The following is a 17,835-nucleotide window of genomic DNA, read 5'->3' as shown; positions in this document are numbered from 1 at the left end:
CCATGGCCGAGATCCGCATCGAGAACCTGCACAAGCGCTTCAGCGATTTCGTCGCGGTGCGCGACTCGACGCTGACGCTGGACGACGGCGAGTTCGTCGTCCTGCTCGGTCCTTCGGGCTGCGGCAAGACCACTACGCTGCGCATGCTCGCAGGACTCGAGTTCCCGACCTCCGGTTCCATTACGCTGGCCGGCCAGGACGTGACCTACCGGCGCCCGCGCGAGCGCGACATCGCGATGGTGTTCCAGCTGTTCGCGCTCTACCCGCACCTGGGGGTGCGCGGCAACCTCGAGTTCCCGCTGCGCAACGAAGGCCTCCCGCGCGCCGAAATCGACCGACGCGTGGCCGACGCCGCAGCGGTCCTGCGCATCGAGCACCTGCTCGGCGCGCGCGTGGGCGGCCTCTCGGGCGGCGACCGGCAGCGCGTCGCGCTGGGCCGCGCCATCGTGCGGCAGCCGCAGGCCTTCCTGATGGACGAGCCGCTGGGCACGCTGGACGCCGAGTTCCGCGAGCTGATGTGTGTGGAGCTGCGCAAGCTCCACGCGCGCCTTCGCACCACCACCGTCTTCGTCACTCACGACCAGAACGAAGCGATGGCGCTGGCCGACCACATCGTCGTGATGAACCGGGGCGAGATCCTGCAGGCCGATACGCCGGCCGGTGTCTACAACTGTCCGAGCTGCATGTTCGTGGCGCGCTTCATCGGCCGGCCGCCGATGAACTTCGTCCCGGTCGAAGGCGCAGTGCAGGCCGGCGATGTGACGGTGTCTCTAGCCGGCCTGCCGTTGACGGTGCCGCGCATCGCGCAAGGCGCCGCAGCCGCCGTGCTCGGCGTGCGGCCCGAGCATGTGCGCGTCGGCGTCGAAGGCGTCGGCCTCCCCGCTGAGGTACGGCACGTCGAGTACTTCGGCTCGCACTGGATCGCCGAGCTCGCGACCGCTGTCGGCAGCCTGAAGGCGCTGATCGACAAGACGCAGCGCCCGGCCATCGGCGATCGCGTGGCCATCGCTTTCGACACCGCGCGCATCGTGCTCTTCGATGCCGGCACCGAGCAGCTGCTCGCCAGCGCCACGACGCGACGACACCAGGAGGCACAGCGCCATGGCCAGCATTGAACTGAGCGGCGTGAGCCGCGCCTTCGGCGAGGTCAAGGCCGTGACCGACCTGAACATCCAGGTCGCCGACGGCGAATTCGTGGTGCTGCTGGGCCCGAGCGGCGCCGGCAAGACCACCACGCTGCGCCTCATCGCCGGGCTCGAGCATCCCGACGCGGGCCGCATCCGCATGGACGGCGCGGACATCACCGGCAGCCTGCCGGCGAGCCGCGACTGTGCCTTCGTGTTTCAGCAGTATTCGCTCTACCCTCACCTGAGCGTGTTCGACAACCTCGCATTCCCCTTGCGCTCGCGCTTGCGCCGCAGTGAGCCGGCCGAGGTCAAGCGCCGCGTCGAAGAAGTCGCGGCGATGCTGCATATCGACTGCAAGCTCTCGCGCCGGGCGACCGAGCTTTCGGGCGGCGAAATGCAGCGCGTCGCGATCGGCCGCGCACTGGTGCGCCGGCCGCGCGTGTTCCTGATGGACGAGCCGCTGTCCTCGCTCGACGCGCAGCTGCGCGAGGAACTGCGCGTCGAGCTGCGGCGCCTGCAGCGCAGCACCGGCGCCACCGTGATCTACGTGACGCACGACCACGTCGAGGCCACCACCATGGCCGACCGCATCGGCATCCTCGAGCGCGGCGTGCTGCAGCAACTGGGAACACCGCTCGAGGTCTACGGCGACCCGCGCACGCTGCCGGTGGCGCAGCGCCTCGGCGCGCCGGCCATCAACGTGCTGCCGGCGCAGTGGTTCGACGGCCGCTCGCCGGCCGGCACCGCGCACGTCGCCATCCGGCCCGAGGACGTGTTGCTCTCGCCCGAAGGCGAAGCGGCGGGCTTTCAGGTCGTCGAATGCTCACTGGTAAAGCACCAGCTGGTCGCCGAGCGGCAGGGCGTCGAGGTGCATGCGTGCGTCATGCTCGATGAGCCGCTCGCGCCGGGTTCGCAGGCGCGCTTCGCCTTTCCGGCTGAGCGCTGCCTTTTCTTCGACGCGGCGGGACGCCGCATCACCGCCGCCGCAGGCATCCAGGGAAGCCTATGAACACCCAACACATCATCGACGCGCTGGAATCCGTTCAAGCGGCCATTCTCGCGAACGAGAGCCAGATCGAGTCGCTGGACCGCGCCATCGGCGACGGTGACCACTTCATCAACGTGCGCCGGGGCTGCGACGTGCTGATGGCGATGCGCGGCGAACTGGTGCCGCTGGACCCCGGCGCAGCCTTCGGCAAGATGGGCATGAAGCTGCTGTCGACCATTGGCGGTGCCTCGGGGCCTCTGATCTCGAGCTTCTTCATGGCGATGGGCAAGAGCGTGGGCGGCATCGCCGAGCCGGACCGCCGGCAGTTCGCCGGGGCCTTCGCGGCCGGCGTCGAGGCAATCAAGAGTCGTGGCAAGGCCGACCTGGGCGAGAAGACGATGCTCGACGTGCTGATCCCGGTCTCGCGGCTGCTGCAGCGGCTGGCCGAGGAGAACGCGCCGCTGCCCGAACTGTGCGCGCAGCTCACGGCCGAGGCGCACCGCAACATGCTCGCCACGCGCGACATGACTGCCACCAAGGGCCGCGCGTCCTTCCTCGGCGAGCGCGCGCTGGGCCATATCGACCCAGGTTCGAAAACCTGCGAAGTCGCCATCACCGCGGTGTGCGACACATGGAAGGAAACCGCATGAAGAAGTTTGTCAACGACGTCGACACCATGTTGCGCGAGGCCTTGAGCGGCCTGGTGGAGGCGCACCCGCAACTGCTGCGCGTCGAGTTCGAGCCCACTTTCGTCGCGCGTCGCGAACGTGCGACGGACAAGGTGGCATTGATCTCCGGTGGCGGCTCGGGGCACGAGCCGCTGCACAGCGGCTTCGTCGGCAGCGGCATGCTCGACGCGGCCTGCCCGGGCCAGGTCTTCACCAGCCCGACGCCCGACCAGATGCTGGCCGCCGCGGTCGCCACCGAAACCGGCCGCGGCGTGCTGTTCATCGTGAAGAACTACGCCGGCGATGGCATGAACTTCCAGATGGCGAGCGAAATGCTGGAGATCGAGAACGCAACGGTGCTTGTCAACGACGACGTGGCGGTCGAGAACTCCACCCACACCACCGGGCGCCGCGGCGTAGCCGGTACGCTCATCGTCGAGAAGATCGTCGGCGCCGCGGCCGAGCAGGGCGCGACGCTGGCTCAGTGCAAGGCGCTGGGCGACCGGGTGAACGCGGCTACGGCGTCGATGGGCGTGGCCTTCACCAGCTGCACGGTGCCGGCGGCGGGAAGGCCCACTTTCGACATTGGACCCGACGAGATCGAGATCGGCGTCGGCATCCATGGCGAACCTGGGCGCCGGCGCGCGGCTCAAATGCCGGCCAACGAGATCGTGCGCACGCTGCTGGATGCGATCCTCGGCGACCTTGAGCCGCAGGCTGGGCGCAAGGTGCTGCTGCACGTGAACGGCTTCGGCGGCACGCCGCTGATGGAGTTATACCTGCTGCACCACGCGGCTGGCCTGCGGCTGAAGGCGGAGGGGCTGGTTGCCGCCCGGTCGCTGGTCGGGAACTACACGACCTCGCTCGAGATGGCCGGGGCGTCGCTCACCATGACCCTGCTTGACGACGAGCTTGCGTCGCTCTGGGATGCGCGGGTGCACACGGCTGCGCTGCGCTGGTAGCAGCCAACGTCGTATTCCGCGAGCGCAGCAACTGGCTGCCCATCCTGTGCCTTTGCCTGCCTGGGGCTAGTCTCGTGCCTCGCATGCATGATCGGCTCATACAAAGGCAGGTCGGCGAAGGACCTGTTCGTGAGCCAGTCCGCGCTCACCGGCGAGTCGATGCCGATGGAGGAATTCGCATCGGGGAAAGTGGAAACGTTTCCGCGCCCTGGAATACGACAACCTGTTCCTGGGCACAACGTGTGAGCGGCACGGCCATGGCGGTGGTGGCGCTTACCGGCGCGCCCACCTGCTTCGGCGCGCTGGCGCAGCGCGTCACCACGCTCGCCAAGGGCATCACGGCGTTCCAGGCCGGCATCAACAGCGTGAGCTGGGTGCTGCGCGATAGCGTTCGACAACGTGGGTAAGGAGTTCCTCAAGCTCCCGCAGCGCTGGAACCCTGACGACCTGGGACGCTTCATGGCGTTCTTTGGCGCCCCATCAGCTCGATCTTCGACATCATGACCTACAGGTGATGTGGCTCATCTTCATGCAAATCATTCAATCACTTCGTCAGCGCTCACCAGCACGCTCTGCGGAATGATCAGGCCGAGCGCCCTGGCCGCCTTGAGGTTCACGGCGAGTTCCAGCTTGGTGCCTTGCTCAAAGGGGATGTCGCCCGGCGGTGTGCCCCTGAGTATCTTGTCGACGAATGCGGCGGCGCGGTGGAACAGCGCACGAAAGTCACCCTGGTAGGACAGCAGGCCGCCGGCATCGAGGTACGGGGCGCCACCCCAAATAGAGGGCAGCCGGTACTTCATGCACAGCTCGCCGAGCCTCGCGCGGTGGACCCAGACCATCGCATCGGCCAGGATGGCGACCCCGTCCGTGCGCCCGCGGGCAAGGGCCGCGAAGGCAGGCTCGAAGTCTTCCGGGCCGCGTATTTCCAGCAACTGCGCCGTGATGCCGAGGCCCTGCTCCCAGCGCGGCACGGAAGGCAGCATGCTCGCGCGAGACACGGAGTCCGGATTGAAAAGTACGGCGAAGCGGAGCGCCGCCGGCAGCACCTCCTTGAGCAGCTGCAAGCGCTTCTGCAGCATGCCGGTGAACGCCGCCGAGAGGCCGGTGAAGTTGCCCCCGGGCCGTGTGTGACTCGCAGCCAGGCCCGTCTGCACAGGGTCGTCGACCGCCACCGCCACGATAGGCAAGGTCTTCGCTGCGTTCTTGGCGACCAGCGCCGGACGCGGCCCGGAGGGGACCAGCACATCGGGGTCGAGCCGCAGCAACTCGTCGAGCAGGCCGGGCAGCCGCTCGAACTTTCCCTCCGCCCAGCGGAACTCGATACTGAGATTGCGTCCCTCGACGTAGCCCAGCTCGCGCAGGCCCTGGCGCAGCGGCTCCACCGTGTTGCGCAGGTTGATCGGATCGGGGGCAGCGCCGGCCAGGAAGCCCAGCCGCGCCCTGGCCACGGGCGCGCGAGGTTGCGCCCCGGCCTTTGCAGCCAGCGCGGCGAGCGCCGTGGCCAGCGCGGCGCGCCGCGACAGCGCAATCCTTGCCCCGTTCGACGTCATTCGATCACCTCGTGGACGCGCGGCAGCTGGCGCGCGGGATCTGGAGGCCGGATGCTATGTTCCTCTTCTTGTTTTCAATCATCAACCCCGCGCTCAGCTCGCCGACTCCAGTGCGCACCGCGGCAGGAACTTGAGAGCCGGCGTGAATGGCCTAGCATTTCGATCGTGGCGGCGCTGGCTGTATGGCAGGCGAAACTTCAATCCGGGCTCGCGCCCAATCGCCGACTGGGCCCGCAAAGCGTTTGAAACCAACGAGGCGACAAAGGCGGCCGAAACGGGCGAGGCGGCGATTGGGAGGGCGGCGCTGAGCCAAGCCATCGACTGGGCCTATACGGGGTGATCAAATGGCAGAGAAAGTCCGATTACCCCAAAACGGCTAAGGATGGTCTGCAGAACACGCGCAGCGCGGACGATTGAATGAATGAGGCGATGCCGATGCATCCGAAATCTCAATCGAGCTGTCGTGGCGTCGATTTGCTGCCCGGCGCAGCCATCACGCAGGTCTTGTCAGCCCGGTTCGGGCCTCGCAGACGCACTCATCCCTCCATCCCGATCAGTCGCCGCCGCGCCATCCACAGGTTCGACAGCGCGAACAGCGTGACGATCTGCGCCGTGTTCTTCGCCAGCCCTCGGTAGCGCACCTTGCTGAAGCCGAACTGCTGCTTGATCACACGGAACGGGTGCTCGACTTTGACTCGGATGCTGGTCTTCATCTTCTCCATGCGCTCGGCCACGAACTCCGGCTCGATGAAGGGGTTGAGCATCCTGCGCCTGCCCGGACGCATCGCCACATGCCTGTTGGCCCTTAGGCTTCGGGACGCTTGTGCACCCCTTGGTAGCCGGCGTCGCCGAAGGCCGCCTGCTCTTCACCATGCAGCAGTGTGCCGGCGACGTCGATGTCGCTCACCTTGGCTGCGGTGCCCACCACCGTGTGCACCAGGCCCGAGGCGGCATCCACGCCAAGGTGCGCTTTCATCCCTAATGTGGTGTCGGTCCATATGTGGCGCCCGCGCGCATCAGAAGGCCCTGCTCGGCAAGATGAGCGTTGATCTCCTCGAACAGGGCGCATTGCGCCTGATGTGCTGGCCGTGGTCCGACGTGTCCGCAGAGATCGAAAGGCGGAGCATCAGCGACTTCCTCGTCGGGGCCGCGCAAGAAGCCGCGCGTCGCACGATTGAGCAGACGCAGATCATTCGCTAGTCGATGGGGAAACAGCAGCGCTTTGCCTCATTGCTGCTCGATCCCCCCGCGCGCTCTCCTGCGATGGAACGTGCGGCCAAGGCACACAAGAAATTGATCGCTTCCTCGCGGTGACGGTTCAGTTCCGTATAGAAGCGCTTGCGCCAGCGCATGACCGCGCAGGCTTTGTCTGCGGGAGCGATGCGCTCGACAGGTACTTGCGAGAGCAAGCGTCGCAGGACATGCGCCGCCGCACCAGCGCCTGCTTTGTCGCCATCGACACGAAATCGGAATGCGATCGCGAGGTACTACACCCTGGCCATAGCCAGCATGCCCCTCTCGGACCTGTCCGAAAGATGGCAAAGAAGTTGCCGCGCGATCCCCTTGTTCCTGTGGCACGCATGGGCCGCCTCCCCGCGCGAGCGTCGCGTTTCAGTAGAGGCAGCTCGGAGCGACGCTGCTGTGAGATGAAGGGCTGCGCGCCAATGCAGTCGGGCATGGGCGCCTTTGCGTTGGTTGTCGATACCAAGGACGAGACTGCCCGCTGCGTTCTACGAGCATCACGGCTTCACTGCATTCAGCAGCAATCCGCTGACCTTCGTCCTTCCGATCGCGACCCTCGCGAAGAAGAACTGAACGTGTATGGCTCGAAGGCGGCATTGACGCACGCTGCAGCGGTGACAGCCTCGGGCGATTCGCGGACAGGCCGAACCGCCCGATCACACTGCTCGGCTATCCGCCCGTCGGCAGCACCGACCTCACCGCGGGCGTCGTCGCCGACGAGTCTGTACCGGAGTTCGTCGCGGCAAGCTGCGCCACCCACAGCACAAGCATTGCCGTGTCACGGCGCGGCGAGTATGGTGCACCAATGGCTGGCGACGCAGCGCGAAAGATCAGCAAGGCGGATGCGAAACATCATCTCGCCTTCGTGCAGCGCGCACTCGACGCAAAGGACGACGCGCAACGCGAAGCGGCACTCGGCGAAGGCTTCGCGCGTTTCGGCATGGGCTTCGGCTACTGCCTGAACGAACTCGCCAAGCTCGAGAGCACACCGGGCCGCTTCACGACGCTGAACGAAGAATCCGTAGTGCTCCTGCTGCGCTGGATCGGCGGTGAGCGCCTCACCATGCGCGCCGACGACGACGAACGCCGCGTCGCGGTGGGAGAGGAGATGCTCGCGATGGCGCCGAACCATGCGCGCGTCGCCGGCATCGTCGCCCGGGCGATTCTCTCGCTGCCTGAGTCGCATCCGCAGCGCGACGTGAAACGTGCCGAGATCCTGGTGCGCCAACGGCTCGGCGCAGCGCTGCAAGACGACGATGCCTCATTGTCCGTTTCCAGCGTGATCGACCTGCTCGAGCATGGCCTTGCCGCCGAGGACGAGGCAGTCCCGCTCTATGAACAGGCCGCCCTGCGGTTGCCTATCGAAGGCGAGCCGCAACTGTCGCGCCGCCTCGACGTTGCCTCGCTCAAGTTTCACGTCACACTGGCGATTCAGGCACGCGACGCCGGCGAAGCCTCGCGTTTCGAGGCACAGTCCGCGCTTGCGCATCAGCGCGCCGACGCGGTCGGTGCCGAGCGTTCGAGCGATCGCCGGTTGCGCCAGAGCCGCATGCTTCTCGCGATGCTGATCGACGTCGACGAGCGCGACGCCGCTGCCGCGGCGGCCGCCTGGGCTGCGGCGCGCAGCGGCGAGGCGGCGCCGGACGACATTGACCGCATCGTCGCGTACCACGAAGGACGCCTGCGCCTCGGCCTCGGCGAGCACGAGACCGCGGCGCAGCTCTTCGCCCCGCTGATCGATGCGGCGCGCGACGACTACCTCGACGCGCTGCGCGACGCCGATATTCAGGACCGTGGTGAGCATTTCAGCAACCTCGCCACGCATCACGCCTTCGCGCTCGGTGCGCTTGGGCGTTGGGACGAGTCGCTGCGTGCACTGGATGCCGCGCGCAGCCTGCGCCTGCGCCAGCGCGCATGGTTGCGCACGATGCCGCGAGGACGAACGCTGCTGCGCCTCGAGCGCGAGCTGCACGCGCACGAGCGCGGCGCACCGCTTGGTTCGACAGCGACGGCCGCCACCCCCGATCGCGCTGACGCCGGTGACCGCATCCACGGTCAGGTGTCGCGCCATGCACGGGTGTACGAGCGCTACCGCAGGCTGCTCCCGCAGCTCGACGCAGCGGCGCTGGCATCGCCCGGCATCGCCGAAGTGGCAGCGGTGCTCGGGGAACACGAGGCGGTGCTGTCGATCGGCAGTGGCTTCCGCGGCACGCTGGCGGTGCTGGTGCGCCACGGCGACCGCGAGCAGCCGAGCCGCGCACAATGGATCAGCGAATGGACCAATGGCTATTGGATGCGGGTGATGGCAGGCGACGAGGCGCGCCCCGGTTGGCTTTTCGCGATCGGCGCGCCGGAGCTCGGACTCGAACACGCCACCGTGCTGGATGGCCTGCTCGCCGCGGTCGACGCCGAACTCGGGCGCTGGATTGCGACCGCAGCGTGCGAGTTCGGGTTGCGTCGGCTGACGATCGTTGCGCACCGCGCCCTGCACCTGCTGCCGTTCTGGGCGCTGCCCTCGCTGTCCGGGATCGAGATCGCGAGTGCGCCCAGCCTCGCACATGTAGTGGCCTCACGAGCGCCGCGTCCGCCAAGCTCACGCCGCGCGGCGATCGTCGAGAACCCGACCGGCGATCTGCCGCTCGCCGCCGCCGAAAGCCTCGCGGTGCAAAGCGCCCTGAGCGGTGCCGGCTTCACCGTCGAACATTTCGTGCACGAGCGCGCCACCGAAGCGTTCGTCGCACCCGCGTTACGCCGTGTCGGGGCGTTGCACTTCTGCGGTCACGGCCGGTCTGAGCCCGACCGCGACCGTGCCTCGGCGTTGCTGATGCATGCGGGCGCCGAAGCGCTCGGCCTGCAGGGCGCCGACCCTCTCGATTCGCTGGCCGCAGCCGCCTCGGTTTGGGAGGACGACGGCGACGGCCGGCGCCACACCGACATCGACGGGCATGGACGCCTGCATGAGATCCGCCGTGACGACGGCACGCCGCTTGAGCGCAGGCTCGAATTCAGCGCAACCGGCACGTTGTGGACGCTGTACCGCGACGGCGCGCCGTTGCGCAGTGCCGAGCTCTGGTCGGCCGGCGACATTGGCGTCGGCGCGCGGCTGAGCCGGCTCGGCGTGGCCTTTCTCTCGGCCTGCGAGACTGGCACCCGTGGCTTCGAGCCGACGATCGACGAATACGGCGGCCTGCCAGCGGCCCTGTTGCTGACCGGCGTAGGCGCGGTGGTGTGCAGTCTTTGGCCGGTGCCCGAGTCGCTCACACTGCTCGCCGCCGATCTGTTCTACCGACGGCTCGCGGCGTCGGACGACGCGTTCGACGTGGTCGCCGCATTGCGCGAGAGCGCTGCCGCTTTGCGTGAGATGCCGCGCGAGGAGGCCCGCGCGCGGTTTTTGGCCCTGCACGGGCTGCCCCTGGCGCCGGCGGCGCGCTTCATGCTCGAGGCAGCCGCAAGCCGCTTGCAAAGCGGGCCCGAGCGCCCTTACGCTCACCCCGTGCACTGGGCCGCCTTTTTCGCGGTCGGCTCGCCGCAAATACGGTTCGCGAAAGGAAGACGCCATGGGACTGCTCGATAGGCTCATCGTGACGAACGCGGCGGCACCCGAGGCCGGCGCGGACCTGACCGTGGACGTGAGCGGCGCGAGCGACGCGCAGGTGCTTGGCACTCTCGTCAGTGCCTTCGGCGCCGATGATTCGTGTCGCGAGATCCAGGTGCGGCGCGACGGTGTTCTGCTCGGCATCGTGAACCGCGATGCGACGATTGCGTTCGTCGGCGACGGCCTGAAGGGTGTCGGCGCATCCGACGCCATGCTGCTGCCGGGCGTGGGTAACTACAGCACCACACATTGGGTGTGTCCGCGGCGCGACTGCGGCTACTCGCTCGTGACCATCGTGTTTGACGATGCACCGAACTGCGCGCGCCACCCCGACCAGCCGCTTGTCCTGCAGGGCTGAAGGTCGCACCGATGAAACTCGACGGACTGATCGACAGCGGCTTGAAGGAGGTCGGCCCGCGCTTGTCCCTTGTCGGCCTGCTGCCGAACCTGGTGCTGTTCGGATTGATCGCCTCGCTGCTCGCGAGCGGCGCGCCGCAGGCCGCACCTGACTTGGCCAAACTGTGGGCCGCTGCCAAGGACCCGGGCGGTGGCGAGGCACTGCTGCTGGTGGCCGCGCTCCTCGCATTGGCGCTCGTGCTGCACCCCCTGCAGCTTTCGCTGGTGCGCCTGCTGGAGGGTTACTGGGGCAATGCACCGGGCGCACGCGATCTGGCGCGCCTCGCCACCGCACGTCAAGCGCGCCGACGCGATGCACTGGTGAAGGCGCTGGGCTACGAAGGTGGCGGCCAGCCCGACGCGCCGACCCGCCAGCGCATGCAGGCAAGCGCAGCGGCGCTGATGCAACGCTATCCGTCGGCGGACCGGTTGATGCCCACCGCGCTCGGAAATGTACTGCGCGCCGCCGAGGACCGACCGCAGCGTGCCTACGGACTGGACGGCGTGGTGATCTGGCCGCGACTGTTCCCGCTGTTGCCCGATTCAATGCGCAGCCTTTTGGGCGATGCGCGCAACCAGATGGACGTGACGCTGCGCTTCGCCGCAGTGTTCTTTCTGGCCGCGCTGGTGTGCGGCGCGCTGTTGTGGCGCCATCCGCCATGGCTGGGGCTGGCGCTGATCTCGCTCGTGCTGGCGTGGCTGTCGTACCGTGCCGGTGTGCAGGCAGCGATCGCGTACGGGAACGTGGTGGAGGTGGCGTTCGACCTGTACCGTTTCAGCCTGTACCCGGCGCTTCACCTGGCGCTGCCGAACGACCTGGACAGCGAACGTAAGCTCAATGCGGAAATGTCGGCATTCCTGCGCCAGCGGGTGATGCCCAGCTACGCGTACACCCATCCGCCGCCACCCAAGGCGGGCTAGGCGGTTCTCACGCAAGCGCGCGTCCCAGCAACAATCAGCTGGCGCGCCAAGATGCCCTGCCCGGCACCAAACGCTCGCGCCAGTTCACAGTCAGAGGCGCAGACCGGTTGCGCGCCGCGCCGCCGCGAGCGGCAACCTTGGCGAGCTGTTCGGCGACTATGCGACGCTGTGGTTCCTTGTGACGAAGGGCGAATTCCGCGGCGCGGCAAATATGGTGTTTACGATTCCGCAGTCGGTGTCGTAGCGGGGCCGAGCAGTCGCGCCTTTCAAGGCGCGTCAGATGCGCTGCGCACCGTCTTTTGAACGTCCAGTCGGCGTCCGATGCGCAGCGTGTGCTCTCGCACCATGCTTGGCGCGTTGGCTGCGGCCACCGGAAGCAACAGCTCCAGTAACTCAGATGACCGGACGTAGGGAATCGTAGTGGCCAAGCGGCTCTGGACGTACTCCAACTCTGCCGACAGCCAGCGCCGGCGGCGAACGGTGGTTTCAACGGGGGCAGAGCACGCGCAGCGCTGCCACCTCGGCACCCGTACGGCAACCCGGCCAAACAGGCTGCGGTAGTGGACTTCGTGGTAATCCTTAACCGTGCGATTTAGGCCGCAGGTACCGCATCGTCGCTCGCTCTTCGATATCTGCTCGATCTGCCGCTTGACAATCTGGGCCTGCAACTGCGCGAGGGCTGCTTTGCCATTCGCCAGGCTCAAGCCCAGCGTCTCGATGTTCGGTCGCGAATCGAGTTCCAGCGTGAGTAGCGGCTCTGGATCCGAATCGACCTCTCCTTCACAGACCGCCAGACTGAGCTTGATGCGCATGGCCAAGAACTCCAAGCGAGCAGGGACGACATTCTCTGCCGGCGCAGGTGGCCCTCTGAACGTACCACGATGTTAGCGGTTGCTCACCCCACCAAATCGATCGCTCTCGTCGTCGTCGGCGGCGGGCAACCGGCGAACCTGACACTCAAGGGCGCCGCGGCTGCCGGTGAACGTGAACCTGGACCGCTGCGCCGGCGTCGAGAGCCGCTACTGCCCGGCAGGTGTCTACGAATTCGTGGGCGGCAACGACGGCAGCCGGCGACTTCAGATCAAGCGCAGGTCTGGCCGCACTATGCAGAACGGATGGCACGCGCGGCGGCACGACTGGCCACACGCATCTCCGATCGGACGGCGCAGCAGTTCGGGTGAGACGGGGGCTGCGCGGCCAGCCGAACGCTTCGATCTCCACCCTCGCCTGGGTTTTCATTGAGGCGAAGCGTCTCCGACGCATCGACAATGGGTCGCATGACTGCGGAAACGCCCACCCAGCGGCTTGACCGACTGGTCCACGCCGCCGGCGCACAAATGCTGACGCGCAGCCTGTCGCCGGTCTCGCTCTCGCTGGCTTGGGCCGACTGGGCCTGGCACCTGATGCAGTCGCCCGGCCGGCAGATGGAGCTTGTGGCGCTGGCGGCGCGCCTCGGGTTGGACAGCGTGCGCGTCGCCGCGGGTGGTACGCCGGGCGACGAACATCTCGGCGCGGCCGACGACGACCCGCGCTTTCGCCACGATGCGTGGACGCAATGGCCCTTCGGCGCACTGCGCCACTCGTTCCGCAACCAAGAGGCCTTCTGGCGTGAAGCGGCGAGCACGCCCGGGATGAAGGCGCAGCATGCTGCCGAGACGCAGTTCTTCGCGCGGCAGTGGCTCGGCATGCTGACGCCGGCGAACTGGCTGCCGACGAACCCTGTTGTGCTCGCCGACGCGATTGAATCCGGCGGCACGCACCTGGTGCAGGGCGCAATGAACTGGCTACGCGACATCACCGGCCAGCCCGACCCGCAGGCGCTGGCGCAAGACTCGCGCTTCGTTGTCGGCCGCGACGTCGCGGTGACGCCCGGCAAGGTCGTCTACCGCAACCGCCTGGTCGAACTGATCCGCTACGCGCCGCAGACGAAGACCGTCTGCCCCGAGCCGGTGTTCATCGTGCCCTCGTGGATCATGAAGTACTACGTGCTTGACCTGTCGCCGCACAGCTCGCTCGTGCGCTACCTGGTCGGCGAGGGCCACACCGTCTACATGGTGTCTTGGCTGAACCCGGACGCGCGCGACCAGGACCTGTCGATGGACGACTATCTCGGCCTCGGCGTGTTCGATGCGCTGCGCGCCATCAGCCATTTCCACGGCGCAGACCAGGCGGTGCACGCGACCGGCTACTGTCTCGGAGGCACGCTGATGGCGATCGCCACTGCGGCGCTCGGCCGCCATGGCGGCAGCGCGTCGACCAAGGGCCTGCCGCCGCTTAGGTCGTTGACGCTGATCGCGGCGCAGACCGATTTCTCCGAGCCAGGCGAGCTCGGGCTGTTCATCGACGAAAGCCAGATCCGCCTTCTCGACGAGATCATGCGCGGCCAGGGCTACTTGACCGGCAAGCAGATGGCCGGCACCTTCCAGTTCCTGCATTCGCGCGAGCTGGTGTGGACGCGGCGGATGCGGGAATACCTGCTCGGCGAACGCGAAGAGCGCTCCGACCTGAGCGCCTGGAATGCCGACACGACCCGCATGCCGGCGCTCATGCATCACCAGTACTTGACGGGCCTGTACCTGCACAACGCGCTCGCCGGGGGGCGCTGGCGAGTGGATGGTCACGCGGTCTCGCTCGCCGACATCCGCGTGCCCGTCTTCCTCATCGGCACCGAGAACGACCACGTGTCACCGTGGCATTCAGTCTATCAGCTGCACCGGCTCTGCGACGCCGAAGTGACCTTCGTGCTCGTTGCGGGTGGCCACAATGCCGGCGTCATCTCCGAGCCGGGCCATCCGCGGCGCCACTACCGAATCGCGTTGCGGCGGGCGCGCGGGCCCTGGCTGCACGCTGAGCGGTGGCAGCAGCAAGCCGAGTTGCGCGACGGAAGTTGGTGGCCGGCATGGCAAACCTGGCTCGCCGCTCGGTCGGGCACGCCGGTGCGCGCGAGGCCGATTCCTGCCGACGCAGCGATCGCCGACGCGCCGGGCACCTTCGTTCTGAAGCGCTATGCCGACTGAGGCTCGTGCCAAGGCGGACGCCGGCGGCGTGGGCGCAATTGGACACTGCCTTGTTGCAACGTACGAGCGCCTGCCTCACTGCATGTGCTGCCCGCCGTTGATCGCGATGTTCGCTCCCGTCACGAAGGCCGCTTCCTCCGAAGCGAGATAGATCACCAGCGCGGCCACTTCCTCCGGCTTGCCCAGGCGTCCGAGCGGAATCTGCGGCAGGATCTTCGTGTTCAGCACTTCTTCGGGGACCGCAGTGACCATCTTGGTCCCGATATAGCCCGGCGAGATGGTGTTGACGGTGACATTCTTGCGTGCCACCTCCAGCGCAAGTGCCTTGGTGAAGCCATGCACCCCCGCCTTTGCCGCCGAATAGTTGGTCTGGCCGAATGCACCTTTGCTGCCATTGATGGAGCTGACATTGATGATGCGGCCCCAGCCGCGCTCGACCATGCCGTCGACGACCTGCTTGGTCACGTTAAACAGGCTGTCAAGGTTGGTGCGCAGAACGGCATCCCAGTTGACCTTGTCCATCTTCTTGAAGGTCGTGTCGCGGGTGATGCCGGCGTTGTTGACGAGCACGTCGACCGCGCCGATCTTTTCATGGACCTCGGCGACCGCTTGCGAGCACGAGTCGTAGTCGGCGACATCGCAGGCCACGGCGTACATGTCGTACCCGTTCTCTTTCATCGCTGCAGTCCATTCGCCATGCTTGGCATTGCCGGGCGAATAGGTCACGACTACCTTGTAGCCGGCATCGGCCATCCTGCAGGAAATCGCTTCCCCGATGCCACCCATGCCGCCCGTGATCAGAGCCACGCGTTGCTTGCCCATTTCAGTCTCCTTGTGAGTGGAACCAGTTCTAGGACAGCCGGCGCCCAAATGCTCTCAACAAGGATCCGCGCGCTGATGGCAATCGGTCAGTATGCCGCAGGCGGACGCTTCTCAGGCGAAATCGTCGGAGCGGCCAGACCGGCGGCCGATCCCAAGGCGGGGCTGGCGATGCCGCACCGAAGCCGACCACCGACCTGGGCGTTAACGGCATTCTCTTTTCAGAAAGCAACTTCTTCCTGGCGACACGAGGGGCGGAGGTGCTTGCGCCGCAGCGATTTCCTTGTCGATGTCCGATGTCTGACGGCCGCTGGGTCTGGGTCAAAGTGGTGCTGATGCGCACGAGCTTCTCGCCTTCGTTCTGTCGCGCTAACGCCCCTGAGACCGGTGAAGCCAGGCCGCCGCGCGCTACTCAAAATGCGAACGAATAGAACTTTGACGCTGCGGACGAGGCATGGCCCGCAGGGCGTTCGAGTTGCCCCTTCTTGATCATGTGCGCGATCTCGATGCCGGCAAGAAGGATGGGTGCACAACGGAAGGACTTGAAACCAAGCATCGGCCGCACCACGCTTGATGGCCCGATGGTCCTGCTCCACAATGTTGTCTAGGTATTTGCGCTGGCGCAGTTCGATGTCCGCGCCAGAGTCCTCATTGACGCTCAGGATGGCAGCAGCGCTGGCGCCACTCTGGTCGGCGTCTTTTTTCGGGCACACCATGCAAACCGATGGGCTCGCTCCAGAAACTCCGAACCCACGGCGGGAAGATTCGGGGGTGCAGAATGTCCCCATGCAAGACGCCTCTCCCCACCCCGCCCAGCCGCGGAACCAACTGCACGGCGTGACACTCGAGGCCATTGTTCTCGCCCTGCAAGCCCGCTTCGGATGGGGCGATCTCGCGGTGCGAATACCGGTGCGCTGCTTCTCGCACGACCCCAGCATCAAATCGAGCCTGAAATTTCTGCGCAAGACGCCCTGGGCACGGGAGAAGGTTGAAGGGCTTTATTTGTACATGCTTCGGGAAGAAAGGCGCAGGCAGCGGCTTCCTGATTGAGAACGAATTCAGTCGCCTTCGATAGGGCGGTTCAACCCGTGACCGGCCGAACGCACGAGGAGATGGACGTCGTGCGCCGCCGAATCAAGCTCAGCGGCCAAGAGCGGGGTGAGTGCATGAGTCTGGATGGCAAGCTGCCGGGCCTGGAAACCAACGCCGCCGGTGCGTCCGGAAGCACCAAAGCCCGCGCGGACGTCGAGTTGTACAAGGCGCGCAAGCGCTTCTTCGATCTCAAGTGCTAGGGAGGGCACGATGGCAAGAAGAAAGAGGTCGAGCCCATTGGAGGATTTCCTGGAACTGGTCGCCATGCTGCCCTGGTGGGCTGGAGTGGTCCTGGCTCTGATCTTCTACGTGCTTTTCCACCGCTGGGCGCAAGCGGTGCCGGTGACGGCCTTCCAGCCGGGCAGCGTCGCGACGACCGCCGTCCGGTCCGCCGGAGCCACGCTGGCTGGCTATGGGCAGTACATCGTGCCTGCCCTTTGCCTGATCGGTGCGGGCATGTCGGCTTGGCGCCGCCGGGCGCGTCGGATGCTCGTGGGCAACGTCGCGCACGCCAAGAGCGCAGATGCGCTGGACGGCATGTCCTGGCGCGAGTTCGAGGTGTTGGTCGGTGGGGCCTTCAGACTGCAAGGATTTCGCGTGCTGGAGACCGGCGGCGGTGGCGCCGACGGCGGTGTCGATTTGGTACTGACCAAGGGCAGCGATAAGTTTCTAATGCAGTGCAAGCAGTGGAAGGCCTACAAGGTCGGCGTGGAGGTGGTGCGCGAGCTGTATGGCGTCATGGCCGCGCGTGGCGCCACCGGCGGATTCGTGGTGACGTCGGGGACATTCAGCGGCGACGCGCAGGAGTTCGCGCAGGGCCGAAACGTCAAGCTCGTGGACGGTGCTCGGCTCTTTGGACTCATCCAGCAAGGCAGGAAGTCCCTATCCACGCCACGCGAACCTGCTCCAGCGAACAAGCCTCAGTCGGAATGGACACCCGCGCCACAGCCCTCGTGCCCGACTTGCGGCGCTGAGATGGTCAAGCGTACGGCGAGGAATGGAAAGCACACCGGGCAGACCTTCTGGGGGTGTTCAACGTACCCGAAGTGCCGCGCCGTGCGCGGCTCAGAGGTCGGCTAAACAAGGGGGGGATGTTCGAGAAGTTGAGGCAAGCAGTCAGCGAATTCCCGCTGAATCCTGGACATCGCACTTGCACATAGCTGGTCGCCCGTCAGAACGGCATGCGTCATGCCGGTCATCGTTGTCAGGCCGTTCGAATTGCGCAAGAGTTGCAGCGCAAGTACCGCGGGAAAGCCGTCAGCAGACCGGCTCGAGGCGTGGACACCGCCGTGAACGAATAAGTTCAGCGCAGGCCAGCTCACCTCCTTGAAGTGGGAAAGCACCTGATGCGCCGCAGCGGCTAGCACATTTCATTGACCTGGTTAGCCGATTTGGCTGACCTCAACGCTGACTGCCTGAGGCGATCCCGCTGTGTGTCAGCGGCGGAGAGTCGTCACG

At 66.6% G+C, this 17,835-nt stretch carries 17 protein-coding genes and 3 pseudogenes; 14 read left to right on the top strand and 6 right to left on the bottom strand.

The window, feature by feature from the left end; translation table 11 throughout:
- Positions 1-2: 2 nt before the first annotated feature.
- The 5 genes from AC3A6Y_RS28905 to AC3A6Y_RS28885 all read left to right on the top strand — a co-directional run bounded on the left by AC3A6Y_RS28905 (position 3) and on the right by AC3A6Y_RS28885 (position 4,152).
- Positions 3-1,115, top strand: coding sequence for an ABC transporter ATP-binding protein (locus tag AC3A6Y_RS28905; RefSeq protein ID WP_487871663.1), 1,113 nt, complete (start codon positions 3-5; stop codon positions 1,113-1,115).
- Positions 1,102-2,136, top strand: a complete 1,035-nt coding sequence (locus tag AC3A6Y_RS28900; RefSeq protein ID WP_487871662.1) for an ABC transporter ATP-binding protein — start codon at positions 1,102-1,104, stop codon at positions 2,134-2,136. Before AC3A6Y_RS28905 ends, AC3A6Y_RS28900 begins: the two co-directional genes overlap by 14 nt.
- A complete protein-coding gene (gene dhaL / locus AC3A6Y_RS28895) occupies positions 2,133-2,765 on the top strand; it encodes a dihydroxyacetone kinase subunit DhaL (RefSeq protein WP_487871661.1) in 633 nt (210 codons plus the stop codon). Before AC3A6Y_RS28900 ends, dhaL begins: the two co-directional genes overlap by 4 nt.
- The gene (gene dhaK / locus AC3A6Y_RS28890) at positions 2,762-3,745 is read left to right on the top strand and encodes a dihydroxyacetone kinase subunit DhaK (protein WP_487871660.1); all 984 of its coding nucleotides are present in this window, start codon (positions 2,762-2,764) and stop codon (positions 3,743-3,745) included. The genes dhaL and dhaK overlap by 4 nt, the downstream gene beginning before the upstream one ends.
- Before the next feature lie 242 nt (positions 3,746-3,987).
- Complete coding sequence (locus AC3A6Y_RS28885) at positions 3,988-4,152, top strand: hypothetical protein (RefSeq protein ID WP_487871659.1); 165 nt, start codon at positions 3,988-3,990, stop codon at positions 4,150-4,152.
- A gap of 129 nt (positions 4,153-4,281) precedes the next feature.
- Here AC3A6Y_RS28885 and AC3A6Y_RS28880 read toward each other — a convergent pair whose 3' ends face one another.
- Both AC3A6Y_RS28880 and AC3A6Y_RS28875 read right to left on the bottom strand, forming a co-directional pair.
- Positions 4,282-5,295 (bottom strand): ABC transporter substrate-binding protein, encoded by a 1,014-nt coding sequence (locus AC3A6Y_RS28880; RefSeq protein WP_487871658.1) that lies wholly within the window; start codon positions 5,293-5,295, stop codon positions 4,282-4,284.
- Between the two features lie 536 nt (positions 5,296-5,831).
- A pseudogene (locus AC3A6Y_RS28875) lies at positions 5,832-6,274 on the bottom strand (transposase); the annotation flags it as partial.
- Positions 6,275-6,333: 59 nt separating this feature from the next.
- Between AC3A6Y_RS28875 and AC3A6Y_RS28870 the strand changes: the two are divergent.
- The 4 genes from AC3A6Y_RS28870 (at position 6,334) to AC3A6Y_RS28855 (ending at position 11,449) form a co-directional block, all read left to right on the top strand.
- A complete protein-coding gene (locus AC3A6Y_RS28870) occupies positions 6,334-6,495 on the top strand; it encodes a type II toxin -antitoxin system TacA 1-like antitoxin (RefSeq protein WP_487871657.1) in 162 nt (53 codons plus the stop codon).
- An 847-nt stretch (positions 6,496-7,342) separates the two neighbouring features.
- Entirely contained in the window at positions 7,343-10,111 is a 2,769-nt protein-coding gene (locus tag AC3A6Y_RS28865) for a CHAT domain-containing protein (protein ID WP_487871656.1), read from the top strand.
- A complete protein-coding gene (locus AC3A6Y_RS28860; protein ID WP_487871655.1) occupies positions 10,095-10,490 on the top strand; it encodes a hypothetical protein in 396 nt (131 codons plus the stop codon). The genes AC3A6Y_RS28865 and AC3A6Y_RS28860 overlap by 17 nt, the downstream gene beginning before the upstream one ends.
- An 11-nt stretch (positions 10,491-10,501) precedes the next feature.
- On the top strand, positions 10,502-11,449 hold the full coding sequence (locus AC3A6Y_RS28855) for a hypothetical protein (RefSeq protein WP_487871654.1): 948 nt from the start codon (positions 10,502-10,504) through the stop codon (positions 11,447-11,449).
- A 266-nt stretch (positions 11,450-11,715) separates the two neighbouring features.
- Here AC3A6Y_RS28855 and AC3A6Y_RS28850 read toward each other — a convergent pair whose 3' ends face one another.
- Positions 11,716-12,261 (bottom strand): hypothetical protein, encoded by a 546-nt coding sequence (locus AC3A6Y_RS28850; RefSeq protein ID WP_487871653.1) that lies wholly within the window; start codon positions 12,259-12,261, stop codon positions 11,716-11,718.
- Between the two features lie 126 nt (positions 12,262-12,387).
- Here AC3A6Y_RS28850 and AC3A6Y_RS28845 point away from each other — a divergent pair.
- A pseudogene (locus tag AC3A6Y_RS28845) lies at positions 12,388-12,544 on the top strand (4Fe-4S dicluster domain-containing protein); the annotation flags it as partial.
- 182 nt (positions 12,545-12,726) lie between these two features.
- A complete protein-coding gene (locus tag AC3A6Y_RS28840) occupies positions 12,727-14,466 on the top strand; it encodes a PHA/PHB synthase family protein (protein ID WP_487871652.1) in 1,740 nt (579 codons plus the stop codon).
- A gap of 75 nt (positions 14,467-14,541) precedes the next feature.
- Here the strand turns inward: AC3A6Y_RS28840 and phbB are convergent, their stop codons facing one another.
- Both phbB and AC3A6Y_RS28830 read right to left on the bottom strand, forming a co-directional pair.
- Positions 14,542-15,288 (bottom strand): acetoacetyl-CoA reductase, encoded by a 747-nt coding sequence (gene phbB / locus AC3A6Y_RS28835; RefSeq protein WP_487871651.1) that lies wholly within the window; start codon positions 15,286-15,288, stop codon positions 14,542-14,544.
- Between the two features lie 409 nt (positions 15,289-15,697).
- Positions 15,698-15,917 (bottom strand): annotated as a pseudogene (locus AC3A6Y_RS28830) (DDE-type integrase/transposase/recombinase); the annotation flags it as partial.
- Between the two features lie 154 nt (positions 15,918-16,071).
- Between AC3A6Y_RS28830 and AC3A6Y_RS28825 the strand changes: the two are divergent.
- From AC3A6Y_RS28825 to AC3A6Y_RS28815, 3 genes are all read left to right on the top strand, one after another.
- Positions 16,072-16,335 (top strand): VF530 family protein, encoded by a 264-nt coding sequence (locus AC3A6Y_RS28825; RefSeq protein ID WP_487871650.1) that lies wholly within the window; start codon positions 16,072-16,074, stop codon positions 16,333-16,335.
- A 62-nt stretch (positions 16,336-16,397) separates the two neighbouring features.
- The gene (locus AC3A6Y_RS28820) at positions 16,398-16,577 is read left to right on the top strand and encodes a hypothetical protein (RefSeq protein ID WP_487871649.1); all 180 of its coding nucleotides are present in this window, start codon (positions 16,398-16,400) and stop codon (positions 16,575-16,577) included.
- A 10-nt stretch (positions 16,578-16,587) separates the two neighbouring features.
- Entirely contained in the window at positions 16,588-17,457 is an 870-nt protein-coding gene (locus tag AC3A6Y_RS28815; RefSeq protein WP_487871648.1) for a restriction endonuclease, read from the top strand.
- Here the strand turns inward: AC3A6Y_RS28815 and AC3A6Y_RS28810 are convergent.
- A complete protein-coding gene (locus tag AC3A6Y_RS28810; RefSeq protein ID WP_487871647.1) occupies positions 17,454-17,744 on the bottom strand; it encodes a DUF6988 family protein in 291 nt (96 codons plus the stop codon). The genes AC3A6Y_RS28815 and AC3A6Y_RS28810 overlap by 4 nt on opposite strands.
- Positions 17,745-17,835: the final 91 nt, after the last annotated feature.

This window comes from Variovorax sp. Soil_C_17 (assembly GCF_057657265.1).
The sequence above is the reverse complement of the archived record's forward strand: the minus strand, read 5'-3'. Positions and strand labels throughout refer to the sequence as shown.